Origin of the sequence: Streptomyces sp. NPDC093149 (genome assembly GCF_044754145.1) — a bacterium.
Classification (GTDB): Bacteria; Actinomycetota; Actinomycetes; order Streptomycetales; family Streptomycetaceae; genus Streptomyces.
On sequence record NZ_JBIVON010000001.1, the window covers coordinates 1,417,207 to 1,431,489 of the forward strand.

Annotated in this window: 11 protein-coding genes and 1 pseudogene; 1 reads left to right on the forward strand and 11 read right to left on the reverse strand. The window is 71.7% G+C overall.

From position 1 onward, the window contains the following. Positions 1 to 639: a GNAT family N-acetyltransferase gene (locus ACIQCZ_RS06545; RefSeq protein ID WP_402280132.1), complete on the reverse strand. Its 639-nt coding sequence runs from the start codon at positions 637 to 639 to the stop codon at positions 1 to 3. Between the two features lie 174 nt (positions 640 to 813). Between ACIQCZ_RS06545 and ACIQCZ_RS06550 the strand changes: the two genes are divergently transcribed. After that, a complete protein-coding gene (locus ACIQCZ_RS06550) occupies positions 814 to 1,029 on the forward strand; it encodes an EF-hand domain-containing protein (protein WP_123461777.1) in 216 nt (71 codons plus the stop codon). A 305-nt stretch (positions 1,030 to 1,334) separates the two neighbouring features. Here ACIQCZ_RS06550 and ACIQCZ_RS06555 read toward each other — a convergent pair whose 3' ends face one another. The 10 genes and pseudogenes from ACIQCZ_RS06555 to ACIQCZ_RS06600 form a co-directional block, all read right to left on the reverse strand. Then, positions 1,335 to 2,312: a terpene synthase family protein gene (locus tag ACIQCZ_RS06555; protein ID WP_402280257.1), complete on the reverse strand. Its 978-nt coding sequence runs from the start codon at positions 2,310 to 2,312 to the stop codon at positions 1,335 to 1,337. 502 nt (positions 2,313 to 2,814) lie between these two features. Next, positions 2,815 to 4,233 carry a DUF6177 family protein gene (locus ACIQCZ_RS06560; protein ID WP_402280134.1) on the reverse strand — a complete coding sequence of 473 codons (1,419 nt, stop codon included), beginning with the start codon at positions 4,231 to 4,233 and terminating at the stop codon, positions 2,815 to 2,817. A gap of 82 nt (positions 4,234 to 4,315) precedes the next feature. Next, a complete protein-coding gene (gene eccCa / locus ACIQCZ_RS06565; RefSeq protein ID WP_402280136.1) occupies positions 4,316 to 8,287 on the reverse strand; it encodes a type VII secretion protein EccCa in 3,972 nt (1,323 codons plus the stop codon). Between the two features lie 122 nt (positions 8,288 to 8,409). Then, positions 8,410 to 9,759, reverse strand: a complete 1,350-nt coding sequence (locus tag ACIQCZ_RS06570) for a MinD/ParA family protein (RefSeq protein ID WP_402280137.1) — start codon at positions 9,757 to 9,759, stop codon at positions 8,410 to 8,412. A gap of 53 nt (positions 9,760 to 9,812) precedes the next feature. Further along, positions 9,813 to 11,186, reverse strand: a complete 1,374-nt coding sequence (gene eccD, locus ACIQCZ_RS06575) for a type VII secretion integral membrane protein EccD (RefSeq protein ID WP_402280139.1) — start codon at positions 11,184 to 11,186, stop codon at positions 9,813 to 9,815. Between the two features lie 102 nt (positions 11,187 to 11,288). Beyond that, a complete protein-coding gene (locus tag ACIQCZ_RS06580) occupies positions 11,289 to 11,600 on the reverse strand; it encodes a hypothetical protein (protein WP_351074646.1) in 312 nt (103 codons plus the stop codon). 254 nt (positions 11,601 to 11,854) lie between these two features. Continuing rightward, the gene (locus tag ACIQCZ_RS06585) at positions 11,855 to 12,049 is read right to left on the reverse strand and encodes a DUF6508 domain-containing protein (RefSeq protein ID WP_402280259.1); all 195 of its coding nucleotides are present in this window, start codon (positions 12,047 to 12,049) and stop codon (positions 11,855 to 11,857) included. A gap of 2 nt (positions 12,050 to 12,051) precedes the next feature. After that, a pseudogene (locus tag ACIQCZ_RS06590) lies at positions 12,052 to 12,633 on the reverse strand (DUF6508 domain-containing protein); the annotation flags it as partial. Between the two features lie 2 nt (positions 12,634 to 12,635). Continuing rightward, positions 12,636 to 13,037: a hypothetical protein gene (locus ACIQCZ_RS06595; protein WP_402280140.1), complete on the reverse strand. Its 402-nt coding sequence runs from the start codon at positions 13,035 to 13,037 to the stop codon at positions 12,636 to 12,638. After that, the coding region (locus tag ACIQCZ_RS06600) for an ADP-ribosyltransferase (RefSeq protein ID WP_402280141.1) at positions 13,034 to 14,283 on the reverse strand (1,250 nt) is incomplete at its 5' end. The genes ACIQCZ_RS06595 and ACIQCZ_RS06600, both read right to left, overlap by 4 nt.

A 14,283-nucleotide genomic window follows, 5' to 3' on the forward strand; every position in this document is an offset into this window, starting at 1 on the left:
TCACCCCGCGACCCACAGGGCCTCCGAGCCCACCGGCCGATAGCCCGCCGCCTGGAACGTCCGCACACTGCGGGCGTTCCCCGGCGACTGCTGGGCCCACACCGCCGAGTCCGGCACCAGATGCCTTGCCGCGCACGCCAGTTGCTCGCCCAGGCCTCGGCCGCGCGCCTCCTCGGCCACCTCGATCGCCGTCTCCCAGCGTCCCGCGACGCCCCGGCCGAGGATCACCACACCGCCTTCGGCGGACCAGACCCGCACCTCGTCGCGGTACTTCATCGCCCGTGCCACCCGCGGATGCTCCGGGTCCGCGATCTCCCGCAGCGCGATCTCCGGCTCGCCCGGCAGCGCGTCCGCGACCGTGAGCAGATCGATGGTGTTCATGTGCCGGCCGGTCCGCGCCAGCAGCGCGTTCAGGAAGTACGGATTCATCGTCGCGGCGAGCTCGTCGCCGGGGGTGGCGGCCAGGACGTCCCGCACCCACTCGGGATCCTCGTCGGTGAACACCACCGAGTGCGCGGTGAACGCCAGCACGCCCGCGTCCCGTGCGTCGGGCTGCCCCACCACCGTCGTGGACCCGTCCGGAGGCGGAAACCGTCCGTGCGCCGCATCGTTCATGATCCGTACCAGTGTGTCGTCCATCAGAGTCCCGCTCCCCGGCCGTGTCGTGTCCCGCCGGGCGGCGGGACACCCACCCATGATCGACGACCGGCCGCCGCGACCGCCATCCGCGAGGCCCGTTAATCTGACCCCCGTCAGTCAGACACTGGCCGGACCCCGGCCAGGCATGGGTGAGGCATCACGAAGGGCGGAACTGTGGCGGACATCGAGTCGGCGCGCAAGGCATTCGAGCGGTTCGATCTGAACGGCGACGGGCTCATATCGGCGGCCGAGTACAAGAGCGTGATGGCTCAGCTCGGCGACCCGTACGTCACCGAGCCGGTGGCCCAGGCCGTCATCAACTCGCACGACGCCAACGGCGACGGGCTGCTCACGTTCGACGAGTTCTGGGCGGCGCAGAACAAGGGCTGACGGCCGGAGGACCCCGGCCCGCGGGCCGGGGCCGTCGACCCGTCGCCTCCGGTCACGGCGGAACGGCCGGTCTCAGGCGTTCCCGCGGTACGGTGCCCGGCCGCGCGGTTCGTCGTCGCGCGGGGCGTGCACCACGGCGGGGGGTCCCGGGCCGGGTGCCCCGAGGCATCGGCGCGGGCGTCGGCCATCCGGTTCAACGGGACGCGCCGCAGCAGATCGGTGGCCGTCACGGGGGCGACCGGATCCGGCTGCGTCCGGGTGCGCCGGACTCCGGCCTCCCTCGTGCCATGGCCCGCCGGTACCCGTCAGGCGGCGAAGAACCGTGACAGCGACTCCCGTCGGTCGACCTCCACCAGATCGGGGCGGGTGTAGCGCTCCGCGCGGGCGTGGTAGTCGAAGTCGCCCCTGACCAGCCCGCGGTAGTCCTGCACGCACCGCTCCAGCGCGGCCCGCGTCGGGCCGTGGATCCCGGCCGCCTCTATTTCCGCGATCAGTTCCTGCTCGGCACGCCGGACCCGTTCCGCTGTCTCCGCGAGCTGCGTCCCGGCCTCGTCGACCGCCTGTTGGAGAGTCAATCCGTGGTCGCGCTGAATGAGGCGTACCGCATTGTGCTCGTACCCGAACAGTGCCTCCTTCTCGAAGGAGCAGATATCGTTGCAGAGCCCCGAATGGTCGGTCACGGCGTTGCGCAGGGCGATATACGCGGGAAGGCTGCGGGCAGATTCCGGTAGGTCGATTCCGGCGGTGATCTCATGCAGGTCCAGGAAGGGCTGCATGGCCACCGAATCCCGGCGGTGCTTCACGAATTCGGCCCTGGTCGGCACCTGTCCGGCGGCCCGTTGCACGGCCTCGGCGTAGTAGGTCCACAACCAGGCGACCGTGTCCCGCCGGAACTGCCGGATCCAGCGCGTCGAGCGGTCCGGGTACGTCCGGGCCCGCAGCCCCGCGAGTGCGTGCTCCATGGCGCCGCGCGGCGGTGTGCCGTCCAGCACGGCCACCAGTCGGTCGATCGCCGCCTCGCACATGCGCGGATCCCGTCCGGCGGGTCCGTCGTCGAACTCGTCATCGACGAGGAAGGCCCAGAAGAGCCACTGGCAGAAGAGATCGAGATGCTGCTGCGAAGCGGTCGGGAACATGAGGGATATCCAGAGTTCGGGCCTTGTCCGGATCATCTTCTTGCGGGCCACCGGAGAGAGTGTGAGCCCATTGGTTTCGGCCCATTCCCATGCGGCCTTCCTGGTCTCCTCGATCCCTGGATTGCACCCGGCGCTCAGGAACGGCATATGAAACTCTGGCAGCACGATCTGGCTCATTGATGCCCCTCGTCGAAACGATGCGGATGAACGATGCGAACGTCGAGCTGATCGAATTCACGCGTCGAAGCCATGACGCACGGGGAGACGGACCGCCCGTTCCCGGCCGAAGGGTCACCGTACGGGTCGAGGCGGTCATCCCTGCTCACTCTCCTCCGCCGGGGTCGGGGCATCGGGGCCGGGCCCGCGGGCCCGCGATGGCAAACGCCCTCGGCTCAGGACGGTGGCATCACCATGCGTGACTCCCAGTCAACCCCGAGTGGGCGAGGGAGGGAAGCCATGGGTGACCGAAATTGCATGGTCGTCAGGGAGGCATGAACATCTCCGAGCGGTCGGCGACCACGTGAGACGATCACCGCGCCGACCGCGCCGACGGCCGCGAGAATCGTCGATTCCGCGCCGCTCCGGTGCGCTCCCCGAAGTACCCCGGCAGGTCGGCGATCCTCCTGCCCGGGGCCGCTTCACAGCAGGCTCAGGCGCCCTTCAGATGCCGCATCAGCCGCTCGAAGTCCTGCCACCCCGACAGGTCCGACGGGTCGCCCGGCAGCGGGTAGTACAGCGACGGACGGGAACTCGGGCCGAGCTGGACCGGCGGCTCGGACAGCGGAGTGCGCCGGGCACGGTCGCCGGGCATCTCGCGGACCTCCTCCGCGCCGAGCACGAACGCCAGCGGGACACCGGGCCCCTCGAAGCGCGGCGGAACGGCCAGGTCGCGGCGGGCCTTGCGGAGCTGGATGAGCATGGACTGCAGGTGATGACGGGTGGCGAGGATCTCCGCGGTCCGGGGCAGCGCGTCGAGCGGCGGCTCCTCGTCGGGTCCGTAGCCGAACGCCAGCGTGACGTCCTCCTCCACACCGGCCTTCGTACGGCTGATGCGGACCGTCGCCAGGCCCGGCCGGTCCGGGGAGCCGACCACCACGAGCCAGGTCGGCTCGGGCGCCCGCTCGTGGGCGACATCGGTCAGTCGGCGCAGCGACCAGGGCAGGTTGGCGGGTTCCGCGGTGCCCCAGCCGGCCGGAGCCTCGCCGGTCAGCTCGCGCCACACCGACTCCAGGGCCCCGCCGAGCACCAGCCGATCGTCGGCGGGGTGGACCGTGCGGAACGAGACGGCCAGCTGACGCTCGCCGGTGTTCGCGACCTCCCGGTAGGCGGCGGCCACCGGAGTACGCGGGTCCCCGGGCACCGGGTCGGCCGCCTCGACGGGTGAGAACAGACCGTTCTGCCACCGCAGTACCGCACCGGACAGTCCGTCGTAGTAGCCGTCCTTCTCGTCCTGCACCACCCAGCGCGACGGCCAGCCGCTCAGACTGTTGCGTACGGCGGGCGAGAGCGTGACCCCCGGCGAGGTGACGATCTGGAGGCCCAGTTCGGCGTCGGCGGCGGCCCGGAACGCGTCCGAGAGCCAGGCCGTCATGGCGATCACCGGACGGTCCTGGATGACGACGGCCACCTTGTCGGTGAGGGCGTCCACGGCGGGCTGCGCGGCGGCGGGCGTGGGCGCCACACTCACACCGTCGGTCTTCACCACGGCGAGGGAACGCGCCGCCTCCGGCGGCCAGGCGGAACCCCCGGCCAGCGTGGCGATCCGGGCCGCGAAGGTCCCCGCGAGCAGCTCGGCCTCCTCGACACCGGTGGTGGCACGGGCCTCCGTCCACCAGAACGGGACCGGGGGAGCGGTGGCCCCGAGCAGCCGCTCGGCCTCGCCCGCGACCTGCACCAGCAGCGGTGCCTCGACGGAGACGAGCGGCCGGCCCTGCTCGTCGCAGAGCTGCACGACGGCATCCTCGCCCGCCGTCCCCACCAGCTTGTCGGGGCCGCCCGAGAGCAGACCCGCGAGCACGGTCAACGGGTCGGGCATGCGCGTGGTGAGGGCGATGACGTCCTTGGTCATGTGGTCGGCCGTTCCTTCTTCGTCCGGGGTGCGGATGCGCTGCGGGGCGCGCCCCGCGGGTACGGGACGGCTCCCCGGTGCGTCACTCGGCGGTGTACACGGTCTGGATCAGGCGGTGGGGCCGGCCCCTCTGGATGAACACCCCGCGGCCCGGCGGCTGCTGCGTGGCGTACACACCGGGGAACAGCTGCCCCTCGCTCCGGTCGCCCGCCATCAGCAGCGCCGAGGAGCCCGACTCGCGCAGCCCCAGCACCAGCGGGTCGTACATGCCGCGCGACGCGCCCGCGACCCGGCGCGTCAGGACGAAGTGGAGCCCGATGTCGACCGCGGACGGGATGTACGGCAGGAACGGATCGAGCGGCGCCTGGCCCGCGGTGGTCAGCACGTCGTAGTCGTCGACGAGGATCACGATCCGCGGACCGCTGCCCCAACTGCCCGGCTCCAGGTCCTCGGTGTCCGCCCGGTCGTCGGGCAGCCGCTTCTCCAGCTCGGTGGCGATACCGGCGGCGAGGCCGGCACACATCTTGGGGTTGTACGCGTAACCGCCCCGGAACTCCTCCGGAATCGCGCCGCGCAGGCCGCGCCGCGGGTCCATGACGGCGAAGACCAGCTCCTCCTCGCCGTAGCGCTCGATGAGTCCACCGGCGATGGTCTTCAGCAGGTTCGTCTTGCCGCACTCGCTGTCGCCCATGATCAGCAGATGCTGGTCGTGCTGGAACAGGTCGAGCACGGCGGGCGCCAGCGCCGTCTGGTCCAGCCCGATCGGCACCCGCCGGGGCTCGGCGACGGGGCCCGGCAGCAGATGCGGCTCCAGCACGTGCGGCAGGATCCGTACCGGCTGGGCGACCTCGCCGCTCCAGGTGGCACGGACCGTACGGGCCGTGTGCTCCAGGACGGCGCCCAGGTCCGAGGTGTCGGCCAGCCCGTCCGTGCGCGCCAGCGCGACCTGCGCGAAGAGCTTGCCGTCGGTGAGGATGCGGCCCGGCTCGTCCGGCGACAGGGTCTGGGCGAGCTTGCGGTCGATGCTGGACTCGCTGGGGTCGTTCAGCCGCAGCTCGACCCGGGTGCCGAAGTTCGACTGGGTGGCGATGCGCACGTCGTTCCAGCGGAGCATGCCCGCGACGACATGGATGCCGTAGCCGCCACCGCGCTTGAGTATGTCGACCACGGCGTCGTCCAGCTCGTCGAAGTCGTCGCGCAGCGCGCCGAACCCGTCGATGATCAGCACGATCTCGGCCGACGCCAGCTGCGGCAGCCGGCCCGCGGCGTGCAGGGAACGCAACTGCTCCACGGAGTCGATGCTGTGCTCGCGGAACAGCTCCTCACGGATCGCGAGCATGCCCCGTACCTCCTCGACGGTACGGGCCGCGCGTTCCCGGTCCGCCCGGCCGGCCACCCCGCCCACGTGCGGCAGGCCCGACACGGCCTGGAGACCGCCACCGACCAGATCGAGGCCGTAGACGCCGACCTCCTGAGGGGTGTGGGTCAGCGAGATCGAGAGGGCGAGCGTGCGCAGGAGCGTGGTCTTGCCGGACTGCGGGCCGCCGATGATCGCGGCGTGACCGCCCGCCACCGTCAGGTCCAGGTACCACTGGCCCTGCCACTGCTTGGTCGGGTCGTCCAGCAGCCCGAGCGGCACCTGGAGCGGACCCCGCCGCTCGGCGAGCTGCATTCCGCGCGAGCCCACCTCCAGCGGACCCGCGACCTTGTCCAGGGCGATGGCATCGGGCAGCGGAGACAGCCAGATACGGCGCACCGGACCGGCCGCGTCACGCAGCTGATCGACGATGACGCCCATCTCGGTCGGCCCGGTCTCCCGGCGCCGCACCTTGGGCTCCTCGGCCGTACTCTCCGGTTCGGCCAAGGTGTTGTAGGCCTCGTACTCAAGGGCGAGCGGACCCGAGCCGGCCTCCTCCGTACGCTCCACCGGACCCCGGTAGGCGCCCGAGACATAGCTCGCCTTGAAGCGCTCGTAGTGGCTGGTGTCGACCTTCAGATAGCCGAATCCGGGCAGCGGCGGCAGATGGAAGGCGTCCGTGGTGTCCAGGACCGTACGGGACTCGTCGGCGGAGAAGGTGCGCAGACCGAGCCGGTACGAGAGATAGGTGTCCAGGCCCTTGAGCTTGCCGCCCTCGATGCGCTGGCTGGACAGCAGCAGATGCACCCCGATGGAGCGGCCGATGCGCCCGATCGACAGGAACAGGTCGATGAAGTCCGGCTTGGCGGTGAGGAGTTCACCGAACTCGTCGATGACGACGAACAGATGCGGCAGCGGGTCCAGATCGGGCCGCCGGTCCGCGCGCAGCGCCGCGTAGTCCCCGATGTCGGCGACATTGCCCGCGTCCTTCAGGACCTGCTGGCGGCGCTTGACCTCACCGGCGAGCGAGGCGTGCACCCGCTCGACGAGGCCCGCCTGGTTCTCCAGGTTGGTGATGACACCGGCCACGTGCGGCAGGTCGGCGAACGGCGCGAAGGTCGCACCGCCCTTGTAGTCGACGAGGACCAGGGCGAGATCCTCCGGCGGGTGCGTGGCCACCAGGGCCAGGACGAGGGTGCGCAGCAGCTCCGACTTGCCGGAACCCGTGGCGCCGACGCACAGCCCGTGCGGGCCCATGCCCAGCTCGGAGGACTCCTTCAGGTCGAGGAGCACCGGCTGGTGGGAGTCGCTGATGCCGATCGGCACGCGCAGGAAGGCCCGTTCGCCGCGCGGCGCCCACAGACGTGACAGATCGAGCTGTGCCACGTCGTCGATGCCGAGCAGGTCCGCGAAGTCGACGGGCCCCGACAGCGGGGCGTCGACGAGGGACTCGGCGGACAGCCGCATCGGCGCCAGCATCCGGGCCAGCCCCTCGGCGAACGGGACGCCTACCTCGTCCACGGTGCCGTGGGCACTGATCGGTTCCTGCTCCCGCAGATCCTCGATCACCACCGCGTCGCCGTCGACGGTGATCCGGACGCTGACGTGTCCCGGCTCCTGCACCCGGTGTTCGAGCAGATGCAGCACGCTGACGCTCATCTCGCGCAGGCCGACGGCGTCGTCCGGGCGCGGCAGGTCGACGGCGTCCTCGCCGTGCCCGTCGGTGACGACGAGCAGCCGGGACGTCATGGACAGCGCGTCCTTGCCGGACAGACCGCGCCGCACCTCGGCCGCGTACGAGGCGCGGCGGCGCAGCTCCGGGCCGATCTGACGGGCGAGCTGGGGCGCCGAGGGGGCGATCCGGCGCGCGGCGACAGGGCCGTCGAACTGCTCCGGGTCGAGCAGGTGCGGCATCCACTTGGCCCACTCCCAGTCGGCCAGCCGGTCGCCGGGCACGGCGAGGGCCATCGCCACGTCGTCCGGGGCGTGGGTGGCGGCGGTCTGGACGAGCAGGGCGCGCGCGACGCGCAGGCAGTCCTCGCGCGGGCCGATGACGCTGATGTTGCCGACCCGGTCGAGCGGGACGGTGAGCGGCAGTTCGGTGCCGGTACGGAAGCGGTCCATCAGCGCCGACGCCTCGTTGAGCATGAACGTGTCGGGCGGGGAGAGGACCGACGAGCCCTGCTGGGCGACCTTCAGATCGCGTACCGGCATCTCACCGGTACCGACGCGCACCCGCAGGAAGTCGCCGTCGAGACGGCGGCGCTCCCACACCCGCGCCGGGTCGCGCACTATGTCGTACAGCGCGTGCGGCGGGGGGTTGAGGACATCGGCCCGTTCCGCCCGTTCACGTTCCTCGACGGACAGCTCCTCGCGCAGGTCCTCCAGATAGGCGAGGTAGGCCTCGCGCTGGGTGCGGCGGGTGCGCTGGGCCTTGCCGCGCTGCGAGAAGACGAGCGCGACGGACCCGATGACGGTGACGACGAGGATGATCGCGCCGAGCCCGGCGAACTGACTGTTGCGCACGACCGTCATCATCACGACGGAGGACATCACACCGGCGACGGGCAACAGCGACATCGCGATGTTGCCCGACTTGCCCTCGGGCAGGTTCGGCGGGGCCTCGATGGTGCGTGCCTCGGAGGCGGCCGGCGGCCGGGTGGTCCTGGCCGGGCGGTGGATCAGTCGGGTACTCATCGTCGTCCGTCACTCGGGGTCGGGCTCGGCATCGGGGATCAGTGGGCGACCGGGGACCGGCGGTGCCGCCGACCCTCGTCGGTGGTGCCCCCGGTCGTGGTCGGTGGTGCTGCCGGTCGTGGTCAGTGGTGCTGCTGAGAGAGCCGGAACACGTCCGCGGCGAGACGGGTGGCGGCCTCCCGGGTCGCGTGCGCCAGGAGTTCGGTACGGATCGCGCCGCCGGCCGCCAGATGCCGGTCGTACGGCAGGACCTGGACGCCCGCTCCGGTGGCCTTGAGCTTCTCGGCGGCCTCGGCGAGGTCGAGTCCGGGATGGGGCACGAGTTCGCTGAGCACGACGACCGTGCCGGCGATCACCTGCCGGGGCAGCGACTGCATCCACTGCAGCACCGCGTACGTACTGGTGATGCCCTCCAGCGTGGCGGGGGCGGCCAGCACGCGGGCCTGCGCGGCCGAGAGCGCGACCCGGGCGACCTCGGCGGGCAGCGTCTCGCAGTCGACGACGGTGACGCCGAAGTACCGGCGCAGCGAGACCATGACCCGCTCGTACGCCCTGCTGTCCAGCATCGCGCCGATCTGGCCCTGGCTGCCGGGCAGCAGCCAGGCATTGCCGGGCAGTTGCACGAGATAGCCGGTGATGTCCATCAGCGACATCTGCGGCTCGATGATGCCCGCCAGGTCGCCGGTGGTCCAGCGCAGCGTCTCGGCGCCGAGCCGCAGCGGCAGCGAACCGAGCGCCGGGTCGGCCTCGACGAAGAGCACCGGGTCCTGGCGGTAGTGCGCGTACGCGGTGCCGAGCAGCGCGGCGACGGTCGACTTGCCCGCGCCGCCGCGGATCGAGGTGACGGCGATCTGCCGGCCGGTCGTCACGGGTTGCTGGAGCATCTCGGCGGTGGCGGTGGTCCGGGCGACCTCGCGGGCGGCCGACGAGGACACGCTCACGCGCAGGGCGCGCGCCGCCCGAGCGGCGAAGGGCTCGCCATGGCGCGCCTTGCGGCCGACGGCGGCGAGGCCCTTGTCCACCACGGGCCGGGAGTCGGGGGTGCGGTGGGGGCGGGTGCCGGGGGTGTACGCGGCCTGGGCCTGCTGCGGCTGCGGCTGACCGACGGGGTGGGGCGCCGCCTGCTGCGGTTCGGCGGGGCCGGGGCGCTGGGGCGGTTGTTGCCGGTGCTGTTCGGGGTGGCCGGGATACGGGGCTGCCTGCTGGGCGTACTGCTGTTCCTGCGGTCCGGGGTACGGGGCGGCTGCCTGCTGCTGTTGCCGGTGGCCGACCTGCTGCTGGTGCGTCCCGTGAGCGGGGGCGCCCTGTGCGGGAAGGCCGGGGTTCGGCGCGGGGGCGGCGTACGGCTGACCGCCCTGCCCCTGCGCGGGGGCACCGTGCCCCTGCCCGCCGGGGCCCTGCGCGCTCTCCTGGGCGGCACCGCCCCTCATGGCGCGCAGTACGTCGCCCTGCCAGTTGTCTTCGTTCGGCATGTCTGCCCTTCTTTTTCGCCCTGCTGCCCCGCCCGGAGCACCTGCGCGTCGAGTCAGAACTTGTTGAGCAGCTGTCCGTACACGCCGAACACACCGACGGCGAGAGGGAAGAGCCCCACCACGCCGATGGATTCGACCAGATCGGCCATGCGCCGCAGCCGGACCTGCACATGCTCGGGCGGCTGCACCGCCAGGACGAGCAGCGGCAGCACCGCGGCCACGCACAGCAGGGCGAGCGGCCCGGCACCCCCGGCGTGCTGCGTCCACAGCAGGACGAGGCGCACGACCAGGATCGCGGCGGCGGCGAAGAGCGCCACGACCTCGGCGACCAACGGGAAGGCCCGCGCCCGGGAGAGCAGCACGAGAGCGACGAGCGAGGGGAGCGCCACGGTCCACACGGACGGTTTGTCCGCCAGGGTGAGCAGCCAGCCGCCGGCCGCCGCGGAGACCGCGGTGACCACCGTCGCGAGGGCCAGGCCGCGGTGAGTGGCCGCGAGCGCGTTGCCCACCTGGTGGCGGCTGACGGAAGTGCCGCCGGACCGGCGGTCGTCGAGGGCGGTGAGCCCGGACGCCGCCAGTGCGAGCCGGGGAAGCAGCCCGAGCAGCACCACGGAGAAGACGGCCATGACGGCCCCGAGCCGGGCCGGATCGTCCTGGACGGCGGCAACGGCCTCCCACACCACGGCGATCGCGGTGGTCGCGGCGGCGCCGATGAGTCCGCCGCGGCCGAGCGGCGAGAAGTAGCCGAGCAGGACCAGCATCAGCACGATCGCGCCCGCGACGGCCGCGAGCCGTGCCGTTCCCGACCAGTCGTAGGCATCGGCCGCGGTCCACGCGGTGACGATGCCGAGGCTGCCGGAGGCGAGCAGGAGCGCGGTCGCCAGGCCCCGGTTGCCCTGCCCGATCCTCGAGAAGAGCGCACCGGCCGCCAGCAGGACGACCGTCGTGGCCACGAGGGCGCCGGTCAGCGTGTCGAGCGCGAACTCACGACGGGCGAGCAGCGCGGCGACCACCGCGAAGGCCACCGACGCCACACCCGCACTGGTCCGCCGCGCGGCGGGACGCCAGCGCCAGGCCTGCAGATCGAGGTCGTCGGCCACCAGATCGGTGACGTCGTGCACGACCGGGGCGGGGGGCGCGGAGTGGGCCCGGACGAGGCGCAGCACGGCACCGTCCGCGATCCCGGCCGAGGACAGTGTGCTGTCGTGCGGCAGCGCGGAGCCGTCCGACGTGATCAACTGCCGTGTCATCGGACGCGCTGCGGCCCGGTCGTCCAGCAACTGCAGAATGTCCGGCAGCAGTTGCCCGATCGGCGTATCGGACGGCAGGACGATATCGGCCCGGCGTCGTTCGCCGACCAGGGTCACCCGGCTGAGCTGCGCTCGGGAAGTCGTTGCTGTGCTCACCACTTTACGGGAACCTATCATCGCGACGTTTGAGGAGTCGGGCAGCTTGGCGTGCCCATGCTACTAGCGCCTTCTCCGGCCCCTTTGTGGAGAACTCCTTCCGAATGGGCCGGAGTCATCGAGCTATTGGGGATTCTTCGTCGATTCCCCATTTTTCTCCGGTTGTGGTGATTTCGCGGGCTGCTGGTACTGCTGTTCCTGGCGCTGCTGCTTCTGCTGCTCGGCCTTCTGCTTCTCCAGCATGTTCTGGACAAAGGACCACCCGATACATCCCGCACACAGCACGGCGGCGATGGCGATCCCCGCGAACACCTTCCCGAGCCGCTCGTCCGCCGTACGCCGCGCCCGCTGCGCGCCGAACAACAGCGCGTCCCGCATCCTGCGTCGGCGTACCGCCACCGACTCCAGAAGCTGGCTGTCGTAATCCCGTGCCATTCGTCTCGTCGTCCGTTGCCTCAGTCGTACGTGGTGTCGGTCGTGGTCGTTACGTCAGCGGCCGTCGGCGCGAGGAACGGCGGCCGGGACCGGGTCTCTTCCATGAGTTCCGGGGAGCGGCACATTCCGCATCATTCGCCGGGCACCCTACGGGAAACCACTAATTCACTCCTGCAACATAGGGCATGGGCGAGCAGGCAGTACAGCCCAGGTTGCGGCACGAGCGAGCACGGCCAATGCGCATTCCGCATGCGTCAGGGATCGTCCCGCCCACCGTCGGCCACGCCCTCGTACCAAGCGCACAACGACTCGGCCACGGCGTCGAGAAGACCGCTCTCCACCGCCTCGGCGATCGTCCCGTCGGAGAACCGTTCCCCGCGCACCACGGCCGTGGCCGCGCGCACCGCGTCCGCCGGACCCAGCCGCCCGTCGGCGGGTTGTCCTGCCACAGGTACGCGGGCGTCACCGCGCCGACGGCGGACAGCGCGTGCACCAGGCGTTGGAGCCGCTCGCTGTGGAGCGGATAGCTCATCCGCCGGGCGCCGTCGGGCCGCTGCCCGCCCCCGGACCACCGCACGGCGCGGTCCTCGTCCGTGAGCGCGGCGAGCGCTCCCCCCAGCTCGTGCCACGAGTCGGCGTTCTCGCGGTCGAGCTGAGCCAGCAGACGCCGGTCGTCGGCCTCGGTGACGACGCGGGCAAGCTCCTTGAGCGCGGCCAGGGTCGGAGCCGTGGTCAGGGAGTCCGGGACGACATGGCTGACGCGCCTCGGGTCCGAGTCACGGGCCAGCTCGGCGAGCGCCGCCGTGGGAAGGAGCCCGCGCGCCTTGGCCGTGTTGAGCCTTGCGGACCATTCGAGCCCCTCGCCGAACCCGGCCCGGTCACCGGCGGGCCGCAGGCACCAACCGGCGGCGTCGTCCTCGTCGTTGGCCCACAGGTAGCCCATTGCCTCGCCGCGGGCATCGGCGACGGTGAGGTGATGAACCGGCTTGTCGGTCTCGGCGCGGTAGCGCGGTGCCTCGGATGCGTACGTCATGGTCAGCTCGCGGCGGCGAGACTCCTGACCACATCGACGTTCGGCGCCTCGGTCAGGGAGCCGGGCACGACATGGCTGCTCTTCGAAGGGTCCGATTCCTCGATCATCTCCGCCAGGGCGGCCGTCGGGGCGACACCCCGGGCCTTCGCGTCGTGGAGCTTCCGGGCCCACCTCGCACCCTTGTTGAACGCCTCGTCGCCGCCCGCCTTGCGGACCAGCCAACCGGCGGCGTCGTCCTCGTCGTTCGCCCATACGTAGCCGATCGCCTCGCCGTCCCTGTCCGCCACCGTCAGGTACTGGACGGGCTTGTCGGACCGGGAGCCGTAGCGCGGCGGCCCGCCGGGCGCCTCGTCGAACAACAGATCCTCGTTCAGCCGCGGATTGGGCCGCTGCTCGCTGCTCATTCGTGTACCACTCCCTTGTTCGGCGGCAGGACTTCCCCGTAGACCTGGACCTGGCCATTCTCCATAAAGACGCGGGTCACCTTGAACTCGGAACCGCGGGCCAGGAGCAGCTCCCGCTCCGACGCGTCGAACTTGGAGACCTTCTCCAGCCACAGGGCGGGCGTCCCCTTCGGCACGCGGAGGTGCAGGATCGCCTCCTTGCCGGCGAAGCCGGACACCGGGTGGTTGCCGAGGGACGTGGAGGTGTAGCCCTTGTCCGGATACGTCTTGCCCAGCATGTCGAGCGGGGAGTCCAGCTTGAGGTGGCCCAGCCCCGTACCCCGGACGACCATGATGTCGTCGGGCACGGGACGCGTCGACATGACCCTGTCCATTTCGGCGATGTCGTGCAGCACCTCCGGCTTCGGACCGAATCCCGGAGTGCCGCGCAGATGACCGTTCATGTCGTGGTACGACGGGAACGTCTCACCGGTGTAGTCCCAGAGAGCCTGCTTCGCGGACGGGTCCAGATTGTCCACGTAGTCGTTCCAGTAGTCCTGGCCGTACTTGATCGCCGCCGTGTCGTCGGCGAACGGGACCGTGCCCTCGGTGAGTTCGGCCGCGGCGACCCGGTGCTTCTCGGCCGTCGTGAGGTCGTCGAAGTCGTCGGCGGAGATGTGCGGGGTGTACTTGAAACCGTCACCCGGACCGCCGTTCCCCACCCCGTCCCCACCGTGGTGGCCGACGTTCGTCGCGTCGTCGGCGCCGTGCGTGAGGTCGTCGGCCGCGCTGTGCGGGTCGCCGTGGCCGCCGTGGTCACCGGCGTGCGCCGCGTCGTCGGCGTGCGCGGCCACGTCGTCCGCGTGCCCGCCGTGCGAGGTGTCGTGGCCGCCACCGTGCGAACCGTCGTGCCCGTGCGTTCCCGGGCCGTCGTGGCCCGGGGTGTGCGGGGCGTCCGGGGTGTGCGCGGTGCCGTGGGGCAGGCCGTGGCCCGGCCCGTGCGGCCCGGTGGGCGGCAGATCGTGCCCCGGAGCCGTGTGACCGGGGATGTCGTGCCCGGCGCCGGTGGGGAAATGGTCGACGGGAACGTGACTGCCGATGCCGCCCGGTACGTGGCTGGGTGCGTGGCTTGCCGGGTCGAAGGCTGCCGGTGCGGGACCGAACGTTCCGTGCGGTACGTGGCTGGGTGCGTGGCTTGCCGGGTCGAAGGCTGCCGGTGCGGGACCGAACGTTCCGTGCGGTACGTGGCTGGGTGCGTGGCTTGCCG